Source organism: Nonomuraea sp. B1E8, assembly GCF_039871515.1.
Taxonomy (GTDB): Bacteria; Actinomycetota; Actinomycetes; order Streptosporangiales; family Streptosporangiaceae; genus Nonomuraea.
Genome location: NZ_JBDPLS010000006.1, coordinates 508,063 through 529,746 on the forward strand (window position 1 = coordinate 508,063; position 21,684 = coordinate 529,746).

Annotated in this window: 19 protein-coding genes; 9 read left to right on the forward strand and 10 right to left on the reverse strand. The window is 70.6% G+C overall.

The genetic code is table 11. From position 1 onward, the window contains the following. The first annotated feature begins 81 nt into the window (after positions 1–81). Genes ABGA98_RS23040 through ABGA98_RS23055 form a run of 4 tightly spaced genes read left to right on the forward strand, consistent with a single transcriptional unit; the run spans position 82 to position 3,441 of the window. On the forward strand, positions 82–1,329 hold the full coding sequence (locus ABGA98_RS23040) for an LLM class flavin-dependent oxidoreductase (protein WP_347620431.1): 1,248 nt from the start codon (positions 82–84) through the stop codon (positions 1,327–1,329). Further along, entirely contained in the window at positions 1,326–2,201 is an 876-nt protein-coding gene (locus ABGA98_RS23045; protein ID WP_347620432.1) for a TIGR03619 family F420-dependent LLM class oxidoreductase, read from the forward strand. The genes ABGA98_RS23040 and ABGA98_RS23045 overlap by 4 nt, the downstream gene beginning before the upstream one ends. A gap of 56 nt (positions 2,202–2,257) precedes the next feature. Beyond that, positions 2,258–3,067: a HipA family kinase gene (locus tag ABGA98_RS23050; RefSeq protein WP_347620433.1), complete on the forward strand. Its 810-nt coding sequence runs from the start codon at positions 2,258–2,260 to the stop codon at positions 3,065–3,067. Beyond that, complete coding sequence (locus ABGA98_RS23055; protein ID WP_347620434.1) at positions 3,064–3,441, forward strand: DUF3037 domain-containing protein; 378 nt, start codon at positions 3,064–3,066, stop codon at positions 3,439–3,441. The genes ABGA98_RS23050 and ABGA98_RS23055 overlap by 4 nt, the downstream gene beginning before the upstream one ends. Positions 3,442–3,462: 21 nt before the next feature. Here ABGA98_RS23055 and ABGA98_RS23060 read toward each other — a convergent pair whose 3' ends face one another. The 4 genes from ABGA98_RS23060 to dxr all read right to left on the reverse strand — a co-directional run bounded on the left by ABGA98_RS23060 (position 3,463) and on the right by dxr (position 8,567). Next, entirely contained in the window at positions 3,463–4,305 is an 843-nt protein-coding gene (locus tag ABGA98_RS23060; protein ID WP_347620472.1) for a GNAT family N-acetyltransferase, read from the reverse strand. Positions 4,306–4,377: 72 nt separating this feature from the next. Further along, positions 4,378–5,946, reverse strand: a complete 1,569-nt coding sequence (locus ABGA98_RS23065; protein ID WP_347620435.1) for an alpha/beta hydrolase — start codon at positions 5,944–5,946, stop codon at positions 4,378–4,380. Positions 5,947–6,174: 228 nt separating this feature from the next. Further along, complete coding sequence (gene ispG, locus ABGA98_RS23070; RefSeq protein WP_347620436.1) at positions 6,175–7,338, reverse strand: flavodoxin-dependent (E)-4-hydroxy-3-methylbut-2-enyl-diphosphate synthase; 1,164 nt, start codon at positions 7,336–7,338, stop codon at positions 6,175–6,177. Positions 7,339–7,376: 38 nt separating this feature from the next. Continuing rightward, complete coding sequence (gene dxr / locus ABGA98_RS23075) at positions 7,377–8,567, reverse strand: 1-deoxy-D-xylulose-5-phosphate reductoisomerase (protein WP_347620437.1); 1,191 nt, start codon at positions 8,565–8,567, stop codon at positions 7,377–7,379. 197 nt (positions 8,568–8,764) lie between these two features. On the opposite strand from dxr, the gene ABGA98_RS23080 reads away from it, so the two are divergent. Then, positions 8,765–9,772, forward strand: coding sequence for a peptidase (locus tag ABGA98_RS23080; RefSeq protein ID WP_347620438.1), 1,008 nt, complete (start codon positions 8,765–8,767; stop codon positions 9,770–9,772). A 55-nt stretch (positions 9,773–9,827) separates the two neighbouring features. Beyond that, positions 9,828–10,970 carry a trypsin-like serine protease gene (locus ABGA98_RS23085; RefSeq protein WP_347620439.1) on the forward strand — a complete coding sequence of 381 codons (1,143 nt, stop codon included), beginning with the start codon at positions 9,828–9,830 and terminating at the stop codon, positions 10,968–10,970. A gap of 13 nt (positions 10,971–10,983) precedes the next feature. On the opposite strand, the gene ABGA98_RS23090 is transcribed toward ABGA98_RS23085, so the two are convergent. Beyond that, on the reverse strand, positions 10,984–11,511 hold the full coding sequence (locus ABGA98_RS23090) for a GNAT family protein (protein ID WP_347620440.1): 528 nt from the start codon (positions 11,509–11,511) through the stop codon (positions 10,984–10,986). Between the two features lie 73 nt (positions 11,512–11,584). Beyond that, positions 11,585–13,012: an aldehyde dehydrogenase family protein gene (locus ABGA98_RS23095; RefSeq protein ID WP_347620441.1), complete on the reverse strand. Its 1,428-nt coding sequence runs from the start codon at positions 13,010–13,012 to the stop codon at positions 11,585–11,587. A 290-nt stretch (positions 13,013–13,302) separates the two neighbouring features. Between ABGA98_RS23095 and ABGA98_RS23100 the strand changes: the two genes are divergently transcribed. After that, positions 13,303–13,929, forward strand: coding sequence for a TetR/AcrR family transcriptional regulator (locus tag ABGA98_RS23100; RefSeq protein ID WP_347620442.1), 627 nt, complete (start codon positions 13,303–13,305; stop codon positions 13,927–13,929). 90 nt (positions 13,930–14,019) lie between these two features. Here ABGA98_RS23100 and ABGA98_RS23105 read toward each other — a convergent pair whose 3' ends face one another. Beyond that, positions 14,020–15,702, reverse strand: coding sequence for a PucR family transcriptional regulator (locus tag ABGA98_RS23105; protein WP_347620443.1), 1,683 nt, complete (start codon positions 15,700–15,702; stop codon positions 14,020–14,022). Positions 15,703–15,826: 124 nt separating this feature from the next. On the opposite strand from ABGA98_RS23105, the gene gabT reads away from it, so the two are divergent. Further along, the gene (gabT, locus tag ABGA98_RS23110; protein ID WP_347620444.1) at positions 15,827–17,155 is read left to right on the forward strand and encodes a 4-aminobutyrate--2-oxoglutarate transaminase; all 1,329 of its coding nucleotides are present in this window, start codon (positions 15,827–15,829) and stop codon (positions 17,153–17,155) included. Between the two features lie 213 nt (positions 17,156–17,368). Next, positions 17,369–17,569, forward strand: coding sequence for a hypothetical protein (locus tag ABGA98_RS23115; protein ID WP_347620445.1), 201 nt, complete (start codon positions 17,369–17,371; stop codon positions 17,567–17,569). Positions 17,570–17,696: 127 nt separating this feature from the next. Here the strand turns inward: ABGA98_RS23115 and ABGA98_RS23120 are convergent, their stop codons facing one another. From ABGA98_RS23120 to ABGA98_RS23130, 3 genes are all read right to left on the reverse strand, one after another. Beyond that, the gene (locus tag ABGA98_RS23120; protein ID WP_347620446.1) at positions 17,697–18,803 is read right to left on the reverse strand and encodes an extracellular solute-binding protein; all 1,107 of its coding nucleotides are present in this window, start codon (positions 18,801–18,803) and stop codon (positions 17,697–17,699) included. An 84-nt stretch (positions 18,804–18,887) separates the two neighbouring features. After that, the gene (locus tag ABGA98_RS23125) at positions 18,888–20,393 is read right to left on the reverse strand and encodes a CoA-acylating methylmalonate-semialdehyde dehydrogenase (protein WP_347620447.1); all 1,506 of its coding nucleotides are present in this window, start codon (positions 20,391–20,393) and stop codon (positions 18,888–18,890) included. Then, the gene (locus ABGA98_RS23130; RefSeq protein ID WP_347620448.1) at positions 20,390–21,670 is read right to left on the reverse strand and encodes an aspartate aminotransferase family protein; all 1,281 of its coding nucleotides are present in this window, start codon (positions 21,668–21,670) and stop codon (positions 20,390–20,392) included. The genes ABGA98_RS23125 and ABGA98_RS23130 overlap by 4 nt, the downstream gene beginning before the upstream one ends. Positions 21,671–21,684: the final 14 nt, after the last annotated feature.

The window sequence follows — 21,684 nt, forward strand, 5'->3', positions numbered from 1 at the left end:
CTCCCATCATGACCAAGCGATTGCTCGGTTAAGATTTCCAGAGTACCTTGCAGAAGACCATCCGCGGAGAGAGGCCCAACGGTGAAGTTCTCTATCTTCCTGAATCCGCAGATTCCCGGCTCTGGCTACGCGGCCGAGGAGAACGCCAAGGCCAGGCGGCCCATCGGGCGTGACACGGAGTCGTACCAGAGGTTGCTGCACGAGGTGCGGGAGATAGCCGTCCACGCCGACCAGGTCGGGTTCGACGCGCTGATGATGACCGAGCACCATTTCCATTCGGAGGGCATGGAGTTCTCGGTCAACCCGCTCATGTTCCTCACCGACCTGGCCGCCAGGACCGAGCGCATCCTGCTGGCGCCGCTCGGCCTGGTCCTGCCCGCCTGGGATCCGATCAGAGCCGCCGAGGACGTGGCGCTGCTCGACCAGTTCTGCAAGGGACGGCTGCGCCTCGGCGTCGCCCGCGGCTACCAGAACCGCTGGATGAACGTGCTGGGCCAGCGCTGGCACGCCGCCGCTGCCCGCTCCGACGGCTCGGCCTCCGACACCCGCAACTTCGACGTCTTCGGCGAGGTGCTGAAGATCATGAAGCTGGCGTGGACCCAGGAAACGTTGCGCTACAAGTCCGACGTGCTGGACTACCAGGTGCCCTTTCCGTACGAGGGCATCGAGGGCTGGCCGGCACAGGAGTGGACCAGGACGTTCGGCGCGCCCGGCGAGCTCGCCGACGACGGCACGGTGCGGGCCGTCTCCGTCTGCCCCAGGCCGTACCAGAACCCGCACCCCGAGCTGTGGCAGCCGTTCACGATCTCCGACCGGTCGGTCATCAGGGCCGCCCAGGAGGACATCATGCCGTGGATGTTCACCCCCAACCCCGACGACCACGCCCAGAAGGCCAGGCTCTACCAGGAGGAGTCCGCCAAGCAGGGTCGCCACTACAAGCTGGGCGAGCACACCGGCATCCTCAAGATCGTCGGCATCGCCGACACCACCGAGGAGGCCATCAACACCTTCGGCCGCGGCATCCCGAAGGACTTCGCCGCCTTCTTCGGCCCGTTCGGCTACCTCGAGGTGCTGCGGAAGAAGGAGGACGAGAAACACCAGCCCATCTCCCCGGAGAAGGGCGACGCCAAGCGCATGAACGACGTGGAGATGGCGCTCTTCGGCACCCCGGACGACGTCAAGCGCGGCATCCAGCGCATGCTCGACCGGATGCCCGACCTGGAGTGGTTCGGCCTCTACATGCAGGGCCAGCAGGGCGTGCTGCCGCTCGACACGGTCAAGCGCAACCTGGAGATGTTCGCCACCAAGGTCGCCCCGGAGTTCCGATGAAGATGTGGCTGGGGGCCTCGTTCTCCGACACGGACCAGTTCGTGGAGCTGGCACGGGCCGCCGAACGGTGCGGCTTCGACACGCTGACGCTCTCCGACCATCTCTTCTACGCCGATTATTTCGGGACGCCGTACCCGTACTCGAAGTCGGGGCGGCCGCGCTGGAACGCGCGGACGCACTGGCCGGACGTGTGGGTGACGATCGGGGCCATGGCGGCGGTGACCACGTCGCTGCGGTTCGCCCCCAACGTCTACGTCGCCCCGGTCCGCGACCTGTTCACCGTGGCCAAGCAGGTGTCCACGGCGGCGGTGTTGTCGCGGGATCGGGTGACGTTCGGGGTGGGGGTGGGCTGGTGCAAGGAGGAGTTCGTCGCGACCGGCCAGGACTTCCACACGCGGGGGCGGCGACTGGACGCGATGCTGCCCGTGCTGCGCTCGTTGTGGGCGGGCGAGACGGTCACCCTTGACGGCCTGCCCGCCCTGTCGATCTCCCCGGTCCCCGCCGGGCGCATCCCCGTCCATGTGGGCGGTGACAGCGAGGCCGCCCTGCGCCGGGCGGCCCGGCTGGGCGACGGCTGGATCGGCAACCGCATCTACACCGAGGAGCAGCTCGACCCCGTGCTCGACACGCTCCGCCGGCACCTCGACGCCAACGGCAGGAGCGGGCAGCCGTTCGACATCATCGCGCCGCTCGCGGTGCTGCCGGACGCCGGCACGTACCGGCGCTTCGCCGCCAAGGGCGTGACGGGAACGCTGGCCGCGCCCTGGTGGCTGGCCACTCCGGAGGAGAAGGCCCGGTACGGCGAGGACACCCTGGAGCTCAAGATCGCCACCATGGAGCGCTTCGCCGAGGAGGTCATCGCCAAGCTCTGACCCGCCCGCCAGGCCGCCCGGCCCGGGGTGGCGGGAGAGGGCGATAACCTCGTCACGTGCTGGAAAGGATCGCGGCCACGCGCTACGTGACCCCGCTGCGCGAGGGCGGGTCGCTGCCGGGCGTCGTCGAGGCCGACGACCTGGGCACCTACGTCGTGAAGTTCCGTGAGGCGGGCCAGGGCCGGCGGGTGCTCGTCGCCGAGATCATCGCGGCCGAGCTGGGCCGCCGGCTGGGCCTGCGGACACCCGAGCTCAAGCTCATCGACCTCGACCCCCAGCTCGGCGTCAGAGAGCCGGACGAGGAGGTGCAGGACCTCCTCAAGGCCAGCACCGGCCTCAACCTGGCGGTCGACTTCCTGCCGGGCGCGCTCGGGTTCGACCCGCTGGCCTGGTCGGCCGATCCGGTGTTCGCGTCGAGGGTGGTGTGGTTCGACGGCCTCATCCACAACATCGACCGGAGCTGGCGCAACCCCAACCTGCTGGTCTGGCACGGCGACACCTGGCTGATCGACCACGGCGCGGCGCTCTGGTTCCACCACAACTGGAAGACGGCCGACCCGCGGCGGCCGTTCGACGCCGGCGACCACGTGCTCGCGCCGTTCGCCGGCGACGTGGCGGCGGCGGGCACCGAGCTGGCCGCGAGGATCACCCCTGGGCTGCTGGAGGCCGTGACGGCGCTGGTGCCCGGCGAGTGGCTCGACGGCGAGCCCGGGTTCGGCTCGGCCGGCGCCGTCCGCGAGGCCTATGCCGATCACCTGCTCCGGCGGGCCCGCGAGCCGCACGACTGGCTGGTGTCCACCGAGCAGAGGGCGCCCAGGCAGGGGCCGGGGTCCGTCGGCGAGTTCTGGCGGGGAGGCGGCCGGTGACCAGGGACGTCTACGAATACGCGGTGATCCGCGTCGTGCCCAGGGTCGAGCGGGGCGAGCTGATCAACGCGGGCGTGCTGCTCTACTGCCAGCCGCGCGCCTACCTGTGCGCGCGGGTCGAGCTCGACGCCGGCCGGCTGAGGGCCGTCGATCCCGGCGCCGACCTCGACGGCGTACGCCGGGCGCTGAGCGCGTACGAGCTGGCCTGCGGCGAGGAGGCCGGTCCGCTGGAGGGCGAGTCGCTCGGCGGCAGGTTCCGCTGGCTGACGGCCCCGCGCAGCACGATCGTGCAGGCCGGGCCGGTGCACGCGGGGCTGACGAGCGACCCCGACACCGAGCTGGCCAGGCTCTTCGACAAGCTCGTACGCCTCTGACCGGGGGCGGGCTCCCGCGCGCTAGAACAGCACCGACATGAAGGTGTCGACCTCGTGGAAGCCGACCTTGCGATAGACCGCGCGCGCCGATCGGTTGTAGTCGTTGACGTAGAGCGTGACCACGGGGGCGAAGCAGCTCAGCGCGGCCTCCACCGTCGCGGCCATGCCCGCCACGGCGTGACCCCTTCCCCGCAGCTCGGGGGCGACCCAGACACCCTGGATCTGGCAGGCGTGCGGCGTGACCGCGCCGATCTCCGCCTTGAACACCACCCGCCCGTCCTCGATGCGGGCGTAGGAGCGGCCGATCCTGATGAGCTCGGCGACCCTGGTGCGGTAGAGGGCGCCGCCGTCGCCGATGTTCGGCGACACCCCGACCTCTTCGGTGAACATGGCCACGCACGCGGGCAGCAGAATGTCGAACTCCTCCGGCCGCACCCGGCGGACGAGCGGGTCGGCGGGCACCGGCGCCTTGTGCGAGGTGGCCATGACCGGCTGCGCCCAGCGGATCGCGCGGGCCCGGCCCCAGTGCGGCTCCAGCCGCTCCCACAACAAGGAGACAGCGTCGGCGGGACCCACGATGGACGAACACCGGCGCCCCTGCTTGCGGGCGCGGTCGGCGAACGCGTGCACGGCCTCAGGACCGGCGTTGACCGGCACCATGTTGGCCCCGGCGTAACAGAGTGACACGAGGCCACCGCGCGGCCCGAACCCCCACATCTGCCCGCCCAGCCTCGCCGGATTGAGTCCGACGGCCCGCACCCGGGAGGAGACGAAGACGTTGGCGACCGGATCGGAGTCAAGCATGGCGAGAACTTCGTCCCGGTCGCTGTCATCGAGCACGCGCGACGCCGATGTACGCAGCATCACACGGTCAGACTACGCGAAGGGTTACCGATTAGCTCATCTGGCGATGCCCGCGGTAACCGATTCTTGACGTCATCCTCCGCCGAGCAGCCCCAGCAGCCCGAGAGCGCCCAGCAGATCGTGCCGCTCCGGCGGGTTCGCGGCCATGCGGGCGGACGCGTTCGGCTCGGGCAGCGCGCGGCACCCGGCGTCCCGCGCCGGCAGCGAGCCGTCACGCAGGTACGCCGCCAGGTGCCCGTCCACGCACTGGTTGCCCCCCAGGGACACGCCGTGGTTGCCCCCCTGCTCCACCACCAGGCGGGAGCGCGGGAAGAGGCGGTGCACCGTCAGCGCCCCCCGGTAGGGTGTCGCGGCGTCGTCACGGGACTGCAGGATGAGGATGGGCGGCAACTTCGGCGACCCGTGCACCTTGACCGGCTCGCCGCCACGCACGCGCCAGAACGCGCACGGGGCGTTGTACCACGCGTTCGGCCACGTCAGGAACGGCGCGCTGCGGTGCGACCTGGTCATGTCGGCCCGCCACCTGTCCCAGTCGCGCGGCCAGCGGGCGTCGCGGCACTGGACGCCCAGGTAGACGGCGTAGCTGTTCTCGTCCGCCGCGTCGACCTTGCCGTGCTTGTCGTAGAGGTCGACCAGGCCCTGCACCTCGCCCTTCCGGACGTAGGCGGACCAGGCCGCGGCGAACGCGGGCCAGAGCTTGTCGCTGTAGCCGGCGATGGTGAACGTGTCGTCGAGCTCGCTCGGCCCCACGATGCCGCCTGCCGGGCGATCGCGCAGCCTGTCACGCATCGCGTAGTAGGCGAACGACGTCTGCTTCGTGGTGGCGCCGAGCGCGTAGACGGAGTTGTGCTCGGCGACCCAGCCGAGGAAGAGGCGGTGGCGGCGTTCGAAGGCGGCGTTCTGCCTGAGGTTGGCCTCGTACCACACCGCGGTGGGGTCGACGACGCTGTCCAGGACCAGCCGCTTGACACGCTGCGGGAAGAGCGTGGCGTAGACGGCGCCGAGGTAGGTGCCGTACGAGTAGCCGAAGTAACTGATCTTCTGCTCTCCGAGGGCGGCGCGGATGGCGTCCATGTCCCTGGCGGAGTTCTCGGTGGTGAGGTGCGGCAGCAGCCAGGCCCAGCGGTTGCCGCACGCGTTCGCGTACGATGCCGCCCGGCTGAGCAGCACCCGCTCCTCGGCCCGCCCGCGCGGCACGGCGTCCGGCCGCGGCGCCTTGTAGTAGGCGTCGGGGTCGACGCAGCGCATCGCCGGCTCGCTCGCGCCGACGCCGCGGGGATCGAAGCCCACGATGTCGTAGCGGTCGCGCAGGTCGCCGGGCAGGTTCCTGGCGACGTACGAAGTGAGGTTGCGGCCGGACGCGCCAGGGCCGCCCGGGTTCACCAGGAGCGTGCCCAGGTGGTCGGCGTCCCGCGACGTCTTGGCCTTGATCCGGTTGATCGCCACCTTGATCGAATGTCCGAGCGGCTCGCGGTAGTCGAGCGGCACGCGCACGGTGGCGCACTCCAGGCCGGCCGGCGCCGGCTTACCCGACACCTGGGGACACGGCCCCCAGGCCACCGCGGACGGCGCGGCCGGCGCGCCCCTCGCTCCGCTGGCCACCGCCACCCCGTCCGCGCTGACGATTACGGCGACGAGCACCGCCGTTCCGGTGACAATCCCGACTACCCGTTTCACCCGGTCCCCTCCCATGTCATAGGCCTTGCGATGCTCCCGTACGTGACCAGGCCATGACGCTGGGTATGGGCAAATGCTTGCCATCATGTAATGGATCGGTTGCAAAGAGTGAACGGTGGCGGGCGGCCCGCGGACGCCGGAGGCCCCGGGCCGATGGCGGACCCGGGGCCTCCGTGTACGTCTAAGGGCAGGTCAGCCGACCGTGACCTGAGGGCCGGCGTCGTCGTCGAGACCGATCTCGACGCCCATCTCCTCGGCCAGCCGCATGGCCTCCTCGATCAGGGTCTCGACGATCTGCGACTCGGGCACGGTCTTGATGACCTCGCCCTTGACGAAGATCTGGCCCTTGCCGTTGCCCGAGGCCACCCCGAGGTCGGCCTCACGGGCCTCGCCCGGCCCGTTGACGACGCAGCCCATGACGGCCACCCGCAGCGGGACCTTCATGCCCTCCAGCCCGGCCTGCACCTGGTCGGCCAGCGTGTAGACGTCGACCTGGGCCCGCCCGCACGACGGGCAGGACACGATCTCGAGGCCGCGCTCGCGCAGCCCGAGCGACTCCAGGATCTGGGCGCCCACCTTGACCTCTTCGACCGGCGGCGCCGACAGGGACACCCTGATCGTGTCGCCGATGCCCTCGGCCAGCAGCGCGCCGAAGGCGACGGAGGACTTGATCGTGCCCTGAAAGGCCGGCCCCGCCTCCGTGACGCCCAGGTGCAGCGGGTAGTCGCACTGGGCGGCCAGCAGGCGGTACGCGTTGATCATCACGACCGGGTCGTTGTGCTTGACCGAGATCTTGATGTCCCTGAACCCGTGCTCCTCGAACAGCGAGCACTCCCACAGGGCCGACTCCACCAGCGCCTCGGGCGTGGCCTTGCCGTATTTCTGCAGCAGCCGCGGGTCGAGGGAGCCGGCGTTGACGCCGATCCTGATCGGCACGCCGTGCTCGGAGGCGGCCCGGGCGATCTCACCGACCTTGTCGTCGAACTTCTTGATGTTGCCCGGGTTGACGCGCACGGCAGCGCAGCCCGCCTCGATGGCCGCGAACACGTATTTCGGCTGGAAGTGGATGTCGGCGATGACGGGGATCTGCGATTTCCTGGCGATGACGGGCAGCGCGTCGGCGTCGTCCTGGGACGGCACCGCGACACGCACGATCTGGCAGCCGGAGGCCGTCAGCTCGGCGATCTGCTGCAGGGTGGCGTTGACGTCGGCGGTCACCGTGGTCGTCATCGACTGCACCGAGACGGGGGCGTCGCCGCCCACCGGCACGCTGCCGACCATGAGCTGGCGGGAGTGGCGGCGTTCGGCGAGCGGCTTGGGGCGCACCGCCGGAATGCCGAGAGCTACAGATGACATTTCAACCCTTACTGTGACGACGCTTTCAGTCTAGGTAGTCAGCGGGACTGCCCCGCTGTGAGTTCGGCCGCACGGGCACGGGCCCAGGCGTCGGCCGCCAGCACCTCGTCGACCGAGCCGGCCGGGGTGACGTCGTGCTCCTCGACGACCTGGGCGACGGTGTCGACGATCGCCAGGAACGGCAGGTCGCCGCGCATGAACGCGTCGAGGCAGGCTTCGTTGGCGGCGTTGTAGACGGCCGGCGCGGTGCCGCCAGCGCCGCCGACGTGCCTGGCGAGCGCGACGGAGGGAAACGCCTCGTCGTCGAGCGGCTCGAACGTCCACGTGTGCGCCTTGGACCAGTCGATGGGCCGGGCCGCGCCGGGGATGCGGTGCGGGTGGCCGAGCGCCAGCGCGATGGGCAGCCGCATGTCGGGCGGGCTGGCCTGGGCGATGGTGGAGCCGTCGACGTATTCGACCATGGAGTGGATGATCGACTGCGGGTGCACCACGACCTCGATGCGGTCGAAGCCGAGGTCGAAGAGCAGGTGCGCCTCGATCACCTCCAGCCCTTTGTTGACCAGGGTCGCGGAGTTGATCGTGATGACCGGCCCCATCGACCAGGTCGGGTGGGCCAGTGCCATCTCGGGGGTGACGTCGGCCATCTCGGCGCGCTTCATGCCACGGAACGGGCCGCCGCTGGCGGTGACCACGAGCTGCTTGACCTGGGCGGGGTCGTAGCCCTCGGGCCCCGAGGCCCACAGGCACTGCTGCAGCGCCGAGTGCTCGGAGTCGACCGGCAGGATCTGCCCCGGCTTGGCCAGCCGTTTGACCAGGGGACCGCCGATGATGAGGGACTCCTTGTTGGCCAGCGCGAGCGTCCTGCCCGACTCCAGGGCGACCAGCGTGGAGGTCAGGCCGAGCGCGCCGGTGATGCCGTTGAGCACGGTGTCGCACGGCCACGCCGCCACCTCGGCGACTCCTTCAGGGCCTGCCAGCACCGTGGGCTGCGCGCCGTGCGCGGCCAGCGCCTCCTTCAGCGCCGGCACGGCCGAGGCGTCGGCCACCGCCACGACCTCGACGCCGAACTCGGCCGCCTGCCTGGCCAGCAGGTCGACTTTGCCGCCCCCCGCCGCCAGCCCTGAAACCGTGAAGCCGCCGGGGTCGGCGGCGATGACGTCGAGTGCCTGGGTGCCGACCGAGCCGGTGGAGCCGAGCACGACGACGGAGCGGAGGGTCTGTTCATGCACCCGTCCATTGTCCCCGCTGCGTGGCGTACTCGGGCACGAGACCCCGGTCAGCCGCAAAGTGCCTTACGTATGTGACGCGAGATAACACAGTAGATTCGTGCCGGAATGTCGTCATATCGGATCGCGCAAATCTTGAGAAAGCGGGATATCGATGCCACTACCTTCCGAAGCTCACGTTCACTTTCGGGAGGTACGTAATGCATCGCAAAGTTGCTCTGATTTCCGCCCTGGCCCTCGCCGCGGGGAGCGCCGCCCTGCTCCCGGCGAGCGGGGCGCAGGCCCACGTACGGGTGCGGCCGGAGCCCGCGCCCGCGCAGAAGGCGGCGGCGGATTCGGCGTCCGAGCGGCGCCAGGTCCTGACGTACTGGACGGAGCGGCGCATGGAGGCAGCCAAGCCGCTGAACGCCCCCGGACCCGAGACCGGGGCGAAGAAGACCATGGCGGAGCCCGCCGAAGGCACCCCGTGGACCGCCCCGCCCAGCGGCGCGCGGAAGAACGGCGCCACGTTGCAGGCGGCCAGGTCGTCCGGCACGCCCTGGACGCGCGGCGGCTCCGTCGTGAAGACCACGGGCCGGGTCTTCTTCACCACGCAGGGGCGCAACGCCTCATGCTCGGGCTCGGCCGTGACCAGTGCGAACAAGAGCGTGGTGCTGACCGCCGGCCACTGCGTGAAGATGAACGGCGCCTTCCACACCAACTGGGTCTTCGTGCCCGGCTACGACAACGGCAAGCGCCCCTTCGGCACCTGGGCCGCCACCCGGCTGCTGACCACACCCCAGTGGAACGCCCGCGAGGACATCAACTTCGACATCGCCGCCGCGGTGGTCGCGCCGCTGGAGGGCAGGACGCTGGTGGACGTCGTGGGCGGCCAGGGCGTGGCCTTCAACCAGCCCAGACGGCAGCAGATGTACGCCTTCGGCTACCCGGCGGCGGCGCCGTACGACGGCTCGAAGCTCATCCACTGCAGCGGCCGGACCTTCGACGACCTCGCGATGTCGAAGGACCACGGCCTGACCTGCAACATGACCGGCGGTTCGAGCGGCGGTCCGTGGATGCTGAACTTCAACGAGTCGACCGGCCTCGGCACGCAGAATTCGGTCAACAGCTTCAAATACAACTTCGCCCCGAACTGGATGTTCGGCCCATATTTCGGAAATGAGGCTCAGGCCGTCTACCAGACGGCACAAAACACCAACGCCCTCTGAGCAACTCACCGAAAGTAGTCACAAGAACACATCTCGTGGTGCAGACTCGGGGGGCATGACCCTGAGCACCCCCATGCTCGCGGGGGCCCCGCTCCTCGCGGGGCTGATCGGCTCCGCGCTCGTCGGCGCGGCCCCGGCACCGCAGCAGGCCGCGCCCCCCGTCACCGCACCCGTCACCGCACCCGTCACCGGGTCCATCAGCAGGTCCGGCACCGGGTCCCTCTCCGGGACCGCCTCCGTGGCACGGCTGGGCGGGATAGTCGAGCACGTGGCCGCGCGCACGCCCGCCGACCAGCAGCGCGTGCTCGACTACTGGACGCCGCGGCGCATGGCCAAGGCCCTGCCGATCGGGCTGCTCGGCCTCGTCACGCGCGACAAGGGCCTGCTGGGCGATCTGCCCGGCGGGCGGTCGCTTCCCGCCCTCACCGGCCAGGCCGCCGGTCAGGCCCCTCCCGGCCACGCGGCGAGCACCGTCGTGCGCCGCCACCACGCGGCCGCCGCGCCGAGCACCAGCACCGTCGGCACCCGCTGGGCTTCCGGCGGCCTCGTCGCCAGGACGACGGGCCGCGTGTTCCTGACCGTGGCCGGCGCCGACTTCGTCTGCTCGGCCAGCACGGTCAGGAGCGCCAACAAGGACCTCGTGGTCACCGCCGGCCACTGCGTCAAGGACGGCGCCGGCGAGTGGGCGGCGAACTGGACGTTCGTCCCGGGCTACGGGTCCGGCGGGCGGGCGCCGTTCGGGCAGTACGCCGCCCGCCGCATGTTCGTCGCCGGCCCGTGGGCGCGCGGCGGCGACGACAACTACGACGTCGGCATGGTCGCCCTGGCCACGTCACGCGGCAGGCACGTGGCCGACGTGGTCGGCACTCAGGAGATCGCCTTCAACGCGCCACGCGGCGGCCAGGCGTTCGGCTTCGGCTATCCCGCCGACCCGCCGTACAACGGCGGGCACCTGGTCTACTGCGCGGGACGGTTGCGGGACGACCCGCACAAGCAGACCCGCGACCAGGGCCTCGGCTGCGCCATGACCGCGGGCTCCAGCGGCGGCCCCTGGATGACCACGTTCAACGCCGCCACCGGCAGGGGCACGATCACCTCGCTGAGCAGCTTCAAGTACAGCGACGACCAGCGCACGATGTACGGCCCCTACCTCGGCGACGCCGCCAAGGCCCTCTACACCATGGCAGGACGCGCCTGACCGGCGTGCCGGCTCACTTCAGCTCCGACTCCAGCAGCCCCATCATGAGGAAGTCGTGCCGCTTCCCCTTGGTGCGGAACGACTCGCGCCGCCGCCCCTCCTCGACGAACCCCACCCTGGTGTACGCCCGCACCGCCGCCGTGTTGTCGGCCACCACCCAGAGCGTCACCCGGTGCAGGCCCATCTCCTCGAAGGCGTACCTGCAGATCACGCGCAGCGCGTCCGTCGCGTAGCCGCCTCCCTGGTGATCACGGTCACCGATGGCGATGCTCTGGAGGGTGGCCTCGCCCTGGATGAAGTCGGTGTCGCCGAGCGCGACATAGCCGATCAGCCTCCCGCCGTCGAGCGTCTCGATGCCCAGCAGCATCTGCTCGAAGGTGTTGCGCGGCCGGTTGGCGCCCTTCTCCATGTTCTGGGCGAGGGAGATGGGCGGCGAAGCGTCCATCCACCGCCCCACCTCCGGATCGTGATACCACCGCCACAGTGCTTCGCTGTCGGCGGGTTCGAGGGCGCGCAGGTGCACGCGGTCTCCGGTCAGCATGAGATCTCCCGATGAGTAGACCGGACACCTCTATCAGGGTGCCGACAGGCGGAGCAACGCCTTTTCCTGGCCCTCAGAGTGGCAGCCCGGTCAGCACCATGACCTTCTCGTACGTGTAGTCCGTCATCGCCGAGCGCAGCCCCTCACGCCCGACGCCCGAGTCCTTGACCCCGCCGTACGGCATCTGGTCGGCCCGGTAAGACGGCACGTCGCCGATGATCACGCCGCCCACCTTCAGCTGCCGGTTGGCCAGGAAGGCGGCGTCCAGCGACCGCGTGAACACCCCGGCCTGCAGGCCGTACGCGGAGTCGTTGACCATCGCGTAGGCCTCGTCGGCGGAGGCGGCGGGCTGGAGGATCATGACGGGCCCGAAGACCTCCTCGCGGGCCACCTTGGCGTCGTGGGGCACGCCGGCCAGCACCGTCGGGGCGTACGACGTCCCTTCGCGGACGCCGCCCGCGAGCACCTCGGCGCCGGCCGCGACGGCCTCGTCGACCCACCGCTCCACGCGCTCGGCGGCGGCCTCGGAGACGAGCGGGCCCACCTGGGTCTTCTCGTCCGCGGGGTCGCCGGTGACGAGCCCTTTGACCGCCGGGACCAGGCGCTCGACGAAGGCGTCGTAGACCGGCTGCTCGACGATCACCCGCTGCACGGCGATGCAGCTCTGGCCGCCCTGGTAGTTGGAGTAGAGGGCGATGCGCCGCGCCGCCCAGTCGAGGTCGGCGTCGGCCAGCACGACGGCCGCCGCGTTGCCGCCCAGTTCCAGCGTGACGTGCTTGCGCGGCACCTGGTCGGCGATGGCGTACCCGACGGGCGCCGAGCCGGTGAACGACACCACGGGCAGCCTCGCGTCCCGCACCAGGCCGGCGGCGCGCTCGTTCGGGACCGGCAGCACCGAGAACATGCCCGCGGGCAGGTCGGTCTCGGCCAGGATCTCGCCCAGCAGCAGCGACGACAGCGGCGTGGCGGGCGCGGGCTTGACGATGACGGGGGCGCCGACGGCGATGGCCGGGGCGACCTTGTGCGCGACGAGGTTCAGCGGGAAGTTGAACGGGGTGATCGCCAGCACAGGCCCGTACGGGACCCGCGACACGTACGCCAGGCGCCCGGCCGCGGCCGGCTCGGTGTCGAGCCGCTGCGCCTCGCCGGACCAGCGGCGGGTCTCCTCGGCGGCGAAGCGGAACGTGGCGACGGCCCTCGTGACCTCGCCGCGCGCCCAGAAGATCGGCTTGCCGTTCTCGGCGGTGATCAGGCGGGCGATCTCGTCGGCCCGCTCCTCGATGCGCCGCGAGACGTGGGCCAGCGCCTCGGCCCGCACGTGCACGGGCAGCGCGGCGGCCTGATCCGCGACCGCGTGCGCCGCGGCGACGGCCTCCTCGACCTGCGCGTCCGTGGGCACGGAATGCCTGCCGACCTCGCGGCCGTCGTGGGGGTTGGTGACAGTGAGCTCGGAGTCCCCGGTCGCTGGGCGGCCGGCCAGCCAGAAGGTACGCACGTCCATAGTTCAGACGTTATGCGAAGCGGACGTTCGGGGATTACACCACGGTGCACAAGACTCTCGCGGGACCCCACCGTTAAGTACAAGCTCTGTTGTATACCCATGATGTAACGGAACTAGACCCAATTCGGGATGTTTACCATGCGGAGTGGTTTGAGCAATCGTCGCTCTGGCTAAGTCATCGGATGCGGGTCTACAGCGTGGTGGGCCCCCGATCAGAAAGGCGTGGGCCCCGTGACCGAACACCGTGAGGTCACAAGGACACATAGCTCCTTGGCCGCTGAGGAGGTCTCATGACCTCGGCGCCGCTGGGGCTCCAGGGTGCTTACCTCAAGGGAGAGCGCGCCAGCCACGACGAACTCCGCTCCCACCTCCTCGACGTGGCCGTCAACCTGCTCGAGACCGACGGCCCCGACAGCCTCACCATGCGCAGGATCGCCGCGGAGGCGGGGTGCACGACGACCGTCATCTACACGATGTTCGGCAACCGGGAGGGCCTGGCGGAGGCGCTCTATCTGGAGGGGTTCGAGCGCTTCCGCCGCTGCCTGGAGTCGGTGCCGCAGCGGCGCAGCCCGTTCGAGCACCTGACCGCTCTCGGGCCCGCCTACCGTCAGGCGTGCCTGTCGGAGCCCGGCTACTACAGCCTGATGTTCGAGCGGGCGATCCCCGGCTTCGAACCCAGCGAGCGCGCGAGGACCCTCGCCCGCGCCGCACTCAACATCCTCGACCGCGTGATCGCCGACTGCATCTCCGCCGGCTACCTCATCCCGACCCAGCCCCGCAAGATCGCGGACGCGCTGTGGGCGGCGGCCCAGGGGGCGATCAGCCTGGAGCGCGCCGGACATCTGCGCGACGGGCGCACGTTCGAGGCGGTCACCATGGCCACCATCTGCTGCTACCAGGTCGACAAGCAGGCCTGACCGGTTCTCCTGCCCCGCCGCCGACACTCAACGGGCGCGCCGGGCTCCGCCTCTGACACGCAACGGCGCGCCGGGCTCCGCCGCCGACGCTCAGCGGCGGGCCGCTTCGAGCGCGAACCACAGCTCGGCGCGGACGCCCGGATCGTCGAGGTCGCGGCCGAGCAGCTCGGCCACACGTTTCATGCGGTAGCGCAGCGTGTGCCGGTGCACGCCGAGCCGCTGCGCCGCCGCGTCCCAGTGGCCGTTGTTCTCCAGGTACGCGCGCAGGGACTCCACGAGGCCGGCCCGGGAGCCGTAGCCGGTGAGCGGAGCCAGCAGCGCGGCCGAGAACGCCTGGGCGTCCGCCTGGTCGAGCAGGCCGAGCACGCCCTGCCCGGCCAGCTCCGCGAACCGCACCACCCGCCCCCCTTCCCTCCCCGGCCCCAGGCCCTCTTCCCCAGCCTCCGAACCACCCCCACCGCCGCTGCCGAGCACCCTGGATCCCGACGTTGCACCGCCCTTTCCCGCGCTCGACCCGGCTGCCTCAAGAGCTCGTCTCGCCTGGTCGAGCGCGCTTCGCAGGGCCGCAGGGTCATCACCGCACGGCAGGCTGATCCCCACGGGTGCGTCCGCCTCCAGGGCCACCCTCTCCGCCATGCGCATCGCGACGTCCTCCGCCGGACCTCCCGCCCGGCTGTCCACAGTGCCGGCCGCGACCAGCGCGATGGCCACCTGCCCCGTCGCCCGGGTGCGTGCCGCCCGGGCCTGGGAGCGGCTCCCGCGTGGCTGTCGCGCGCCCTCCCACGTGTCCGTGTCGTCGTGCAGGGCCGCGAAGGCGTACGTCTCCAGCACGTCCAGAGCCTCGGGACCTGTCGCGAGCACCGCCAGCGGCTCCTCGGGCAGCCGGCGGCCGAGCGGCTCCAGCACCACACGAGCCTGCTCCCGGGCACCCTCCAGCAGCAGCCGCAGCACCGCGGCGTGCACCCGGCGCTCGGCTTCCAGTTGGGACCTGCCCTGCTCCATGGCCAGCGTGAGCAGGGAGGCCGCCGCGTTGATCACCGTGTGGGTGATGGGCGAGTACGCCTCTTCCGCCCCCACGGTGAGGAACCCGCGCGGCCGCGCCCCGCCGCCCACCGGCTGCGCCACGATGTGTTCACCCGGCCCCGACAGAGCCAGGCTGGCGGGAAACCCGGTGGGCGGCTGGAGGGTGGCGGACGGGTCCTGGTGGCGGGGGCCACGGAGGCGGCCGAGCTCGGCGGTCACCGCGCCCGTCCTGGCGCCGCGCGTGGCGTGACGCACCTCGCCCGACTCGTCCAGCAGCGCGGCCCAGCCGCCGACCTCCTTGGCGAGCCGGTCGATGACCGCGTACATGCCCTCGGGTTGCAGCGCGGCCCGCGTGAGCCGTCCCTGGGCGTCGAAGGCGCGGGTGATCTCCTCGTACTGCTCGGCGGCCAGGAGTTCGCTGACGGCCTTGCCGATGGCGATGAACGGGGTCTCGCGTGGCACCTCCAGCAGGGGCAGCCCGTGCTCCTCCGCGGCGGCGACCAGGGCGGCGGGCACCTCCTCGTGCGAGACCCCGACGCCGAAGCCGAGGCCGGCCACGCCGCGAGCGACCAGTCGGGCGACATATCCGGATAGGTCGCCCGCCATCCGCATCCCCGTCGTGAGCAGCAGTTCCCCACCCTCCAAGTACGGAGTCGGGTCCGCAAGCTCGCTGACCGCCACCCACCGCACCGGCACGTCCAGGACGGAGCTCGGGCGGGTGGTGGTGCCGGCGAGGGGACGGAGGTGCATGCGGCGCACCACGGTCCGCAGTGAAGGCGGCATGCGGCTTTTGTCCATTCTGGCGAATACGACCTCCTTCAGTTTGACATATCGACATATCGGCGCAGGTGAGAGGCCGCCGTAGCGTCGGAGCATGAGCATTCCCCAAGAGCGACGCGTCGTGACCGCGATCCCAGGCCCCAAGTCGCAGGAGTTGCTGGCCCGCAAGCAGGCCGCAGTCCCGCCCGGCATCGGCACGACGCTGCCGGTCTTCGTCACCCGCGCGGGCGGCGGCGTGCTCCAGGACGCCGACGGGAACTCGCTGATCGACTTCGGCTCCGGCATCGCCGTGACCAGCGTGGGCAACGCCGCGCCCAAGGTCGTCGAACGCGTGCAGCGGCAGGTCGCCGACTTCACCCACACCTGTTTCATGGTCACCCCGTACGAGTCGTACGTGCGGGTGTGCGAGAAGCTCAACGAGCTGACCCCCGGCGACCACGACAAGCGCACCGTGCTGGTGAGCTCGGGCGCCGAGGCCGTGGAGAACGCCGTCAAGATCGCCCGGCACGCCACCGGCAGACCGGCCGTCGTGGTTTTCGACCACGGCTACCACGGCCGCACGCTGCTCACGATGACGCTGACGGCCAAGAACATGCCGTACAAGGAGGGGTTCGGCCCGTTCGCGCCTGAGGTCTACCGGGTGCCGCTGGCGTACCCGTTCCGCTGGCCGTCCGGGCCGGACAACTGCGCCGAGGAGGCCGCCGAGCAGGCCATCGACATGATCACCAAGCAGGTCGGCCCGGGCAACGTGGCCGCCGTGGTGATCGAGCCGATCGCGGGCGAGGGCGGCTTCATCGTTCCCGCCAGGGGTTTCCTGCCGCGCATCGCGGAGTTCTGCAAGGCCAACGGCATCCTGTTCGTGGCCGACGAGGTGCAGACCGGGTTCGCGCGCACCGGCACGCTGTTCGCCTGCGAGGACGAGGGCATCGTGCCCGACATCATCACCACCGCCAAGGGCATCGCGGGCGGCCTGCCGCTGGCGGGCGTGACCGGGCGCGCGGAGATCATGGACAAGGTGCACGCCGGCGGCCTCGGCGGCACGTACGGCGGCAACCCGCTCGCCTGCGAGGCCGCTCTGGGCGTCCTGGAGACCATCGAGGAGGAGGATCTGGTCGCCAGGGCCCGCCGCATCGGCGACATCATGCTGCCCCGGCTCAGGTCGCTCCAGGAGCGCTTCGACGTGATCGGCGACGTGCGCGGACGAGGCGCGATGATCGCCATCGAGCTGGTCGAGCCGGGCACCAAGGAGCCGAACCCGGCCGCCGTCCAGGAGATCGTCCGGCGCTGCCACGCCGAGGGCCTGCTGGTGCTCACGGCGGGCACGTACGGCAACGTGCTGCGCTTCCTGCCGCCGCTGGTCATTCCCGAGCACCTGCTCGAGGAAGGGCTCGGCATCCTGGAGAAGGCGATCGCCGAACTTTAGAGCAAACCCATCCGAATCGGGCATCCGGCTTGTGACTGGATGTCCGATTTGTTGGTGTAACAGCCGTCAACCGGGTAGAGAAATCACCCTGACTTGACGCTCTGCTAGACGATCACAGCCACGGTCAGGGTTATAACGGTTCCGGTATACGGATGGGCGATGGCTGCGGGAAGCGTAATGAACTGGGGTTCCAGCAAAACGGCGGCGCGAAGCATGGTGACGTTCGACCCTGAGGGACTGTCCTGGGCCCAGCGTGACGGCGACGCCTGCGTCGTCTGCCACAAACGCTGGCCCCGGCCGCGCGTGAGGGTCGGCCGGCTCCCCGACGACGCTCCGGTGCTGGCCTGCGGCGACTGCGCCGAAGCGCTCCTGCCCGCTCCCGCGGCCACCGTCGTGGCCTTCCCGTCCCGCTGAACTCTCGCCGGGCAGCGAGACGCCCCGGGACAGAGGGGGAAGGCCCAGGGCGTCTCTGCAGGTCACGCCCTGCGGGGGGAGGGGGCGCGCCCGCGGCACATCACGTCAGGTCCGGCGCCTGCGCTCCTCACTCGGCGAGCTCGCGCCACCGTTCGGTCCAGGCGTCATAGTCCGTACATTCCCCGCAAGCGGGCGGCCGTACCGCGAAGGCGATGTGGTCGAGCTTCTTGTCCTCGCCGGCGCCGTACGCCTCGCACATCTGCCTGGCCCGCCCCTTGCACGCCTTGTCGTTGGCCGGCGCCAGCCCCACCCACGCGGCGGCGTCGCGCTGCGCGTCGGGCGCGGTCACCCAGTTGAGCCACCGGTAGGCGCAGGTGGTGTCGGGCACGTTCGCGCCGAGCATCCAGGAATCGACCCATCCGGTGGTCTCGCGGGTGTGCACGGCCTTGATCGGCTTTCCGGCCTTCTGCAGCAACATCCGGTAGTAGGGGGTGGCCTGGGCGTAGTCGAGGGACCCGGTGGCGAACCCCTTGACCAGGTCGATCGGGTTACGCCAGTAGACGCGGTCCTTGTTGCGTTCCAGCATCGTCATCGTCTCGTCGAGCTGCTTCTCGGTCAGCTCGTACGGCTCGTCCGCGGAGCCGCCGGCCATGGCAGCGTCGGCGATCGTCAGCGGGGTGTCCCTGAGCGCGACCCGCTCGGAGGCGAACACCTGCCCGAGGTCACCGCCCTCGACCCGGCCCGAGTCGTAGATGAACTCGTGGTATCCCCACAGGTAGGGCACGCCGTAGACCTTGCCCGACACGGTGGACATGTCGCGGAAGCGCTCGTCGATGTCGTCGTAGCCGGCGACCTTGGCCGGGTCGATTGCCTGCACCTGCTTCTTCGCGATCAGGTCGGCCGCCAGCACCGGCCCGGCGGAGATCACATCGTAGGGCCGCTCGGTGACCTTCTCGGCCATCTCCTCGGAGGTCTGCACGGTGTCGAGCTTGGCGATCCGGCAGCCGGTCTCCTTCTCGAACGCGCCCGTCCAGTCGACCTTGGGGCTGGTGCCGCCGTACTCGGCGTAACCCCGGTAGGTGAGGATCTGCAGCGTGCCGTCGCTCTGTGTCGCCGTCGGGCTGGCGGTGGGGCTCGGCGAGGAGCTCGGCGCCGGTGTGGGCCTCGCCGCTCCCATGCCGACGACCAGCGCCGATGCGGCGATCGCCAGGGCATAAGTGCGACGACGATCCACGATGTCCCCCCTTGTCCGTCTGCTGGGAGCTTACCGGGGAGCGGGACGGGAGGGACGCGCATCCCTCCCGTCCGGAATCGCGGGTTACCGGTTCGTGGGGAAGCCCAGGTTCACGCCGCCGTGCGACGGGTCGAGCCAGCGGGACGTGACGACCTTGCCGCGGGTGTAGAAGTGCACACCCTCGGTGCCGTGCACGTGCGTGTCGCCGAACAGCGACGACTTCCAGCCGCCGAAGCTGTAGAAGGCCATCGGCACCGGGATGGGCACGTTGATGCCGACCATGCCGACCTCGACCTCGTTCTGGAAACGCCGGGCGGCGCCGCCGTCGTTGGTGAAGATCGCGGTGCCGTTGCCGTACTCGCCGCCGTTGATCAGCTCCAGGCCCTCCTCGTACGAGCCGACGCGCACGATCGACAACACCGGGCCGAAGATCTCGTCGTGGTGCGTACGCGAGCCCGGAGGCACGTGGTCGAGCACCGTCGGGCCGAGCCAGAAGCCGGGCGTCTCAGCGGCCCTGCCGCCGCCGAGCACCGCCGTCTCGCGGCCGTCGACGACCAGCTTGGCGCCCTCCTCGACGCCCAGGTCGAGGTAGGAGGCGACCTTGTCGCGGTGCGCCTCGGTGACCAGCGGCCCCATCTGCGACTTCGGGTCGTCGCCTGGGCCGATCACCAGCCGGCCGACCCGTTCGACGATCTTCTCCACCAGCTCGTCGCCGACCGGGTCGACCGCCAGCACGACCGAGATCGCCATGCAGCGCTCCCCCGCCGAGCCGAACCCGGCCGACACCGCCGAGTCGGCCACCAGGTCGAGGTCGGCGTCGGGGAGCACGAGCATGTGGTTCTTGGCGCCGCCGAGCGCCTGCACCCGCTTGCCGTGCGCGGTGCCCGTCTCGTAGACGTAGCGCGCGATCGGGGTGGAGCCGACGAAGGAGACGCCGCGCACGCCGGGGTGCTCCAGCAGCCGGTCCACGGCCACCTTGTCGCCCTGCACGACGTTGAACGCGCCGTCGGGCAACCCCGCCTCCTGCCAGAGCCTGGCCATCAGCAGCGACGCCGAGGGGTCCTTCTCCGACGGCTTGAGCACGAACGTGTTCCCGCACGCGATCGCGATCGGGTACATCCACATCGGCACCATGGCGGGGAAGTTGAACGGCGTGATCCCGGCCACCACGCCCAGCGGCTGGCGGATGGAGTAGGAGTCGACCCGGGTCGAGACGCCCTCGGAGAAGCCGCCCTTGAGCAGGTGCGGGATGCCGCAGGCGAACTCCACGACCTCCAGGCCCCTCGCCACCTCGCCGAGCGCGTCGGAGTGCACCTTGCCGTGCTCGGACGAGATCAGCGCCGCCAGCTCGTCGCGGTGGGCGTACATGAGCTCACGGAAGCGGAACAACACCTGCGACCGTTTCATGAGCGACGCGTCCCGCCAGGCGGGGAACGCGGCCGCGGCGGCCGCCACGGCCGCGTCCACGTCGGCCGCCGACGCCAGCGCCACGTGCCCGCTGACCTCGCCGGTGGCGGGGTCGAAGAGCTCGGCGGTACGGTCGTCGCCGTCCGCGAGCACCCCGTTGATCCAGTGCTTGACCGACTTCACTGAGCTGCTGCCTCCGCGTTGATGGTTTCCAGTGCGGTGACGATGATGCCGAGCCCTTCGACGGCCTCGTCCACCGTGAGGGTGAGGGGCGGCGCCATGCGGATGGCGTTGCCGTACAAACCGCCCTTGCCCGCCAGCAGGCCCGCCCTCTTGGTCTCCTCCATGAAGCGCGACGCCTGCGCGGGGCTCTCGAGCTCGACGGCGAACATCAGGCCCTTGCCCCGCACCTCCTTGACCACGGGCAGCCGCTCGGCCGCCTCCTTGAGCCCCTTGATGATGATGGCGCCGGTACGCGCCGCGTTGGCCTGCAGGTCGTGATCGAGCACGAAGTCGAGGGTGGCGTTGGCGGCGGCCATGGAGATCGGGTTGCCGCCGAACGTCGACAGGCCCACCGCGTGCGGGGCGTCCATCAGGTCGCCGCGCGCCACGACGCCGCCGACGGCGAAGCCGTTGCCCAGCCCCTTGGCGAACGTGAGCATGTCGGGGGTGACGCCGTGGTTCTGGATGCCGAAGAACGCGCTGCCGGTGCGGCCCCACCCGGTCTGCACCTCGTCCGAGATGAACAGGATGCCCTGCTCGTCGAGCACCTCCTTGTACGCGGCGAACAGCCCGTCGGGGGCCATCGTGAACCCGCCCACGCCCTGGATCGGCTCGGCGATCAGCGCGGCCACGTCGTTGGAGACGGAGGTGGCCAGCACGTGGCGCAGGTCGTCGACGCACGCCTTGACGTAGTCGGCGTCCGACAGGCCCGCGAACTGGGTGAGGTGCCGGTCGGCGCCGTGCAGGAAGTGCACGTTGAGCGGGGAGAGCGAGTTGTTCTTCCACGCCCGGTTGGCGGTGACGCTGATCGCGCCGAAGCTGCGCCCGTGGTAGCTCTGCCGCATCGCGAACACCTGGTCGCTCTTGCGCGCGTACGTGGCCAGCAGCAGGGCGGTCTCGTTGGCCTCGGTGCCGGAGTTGGTGAAGAAGACCTTGGCGTCGGGGATGCCGGAGAGCCGCGCGATCTTCTCGGCCAGCTCGACCTGGCCCCGCAGCAGGTAGGCGGTGCTGGTGTGCACCACGCCCGTGGCGAGCTGGCGTTCGACGGCTTCGCGCACTTCGGGCACGTCGTACCCGATCATGTTGGTCAGGATGCCGGCGAAGAAGTCGAGATAGCTCTTGCCGTCGCCGTCGATGACGCGGTTGCCCTTGCCGCTGACGATCTCGATGGGCTCGGTGTAGTTGAGCGCCAGCCAGGCAGGCATCACTGCCCGATGGCGCGCGAGAAGCTCCGACATGCTCCCGAGTATTC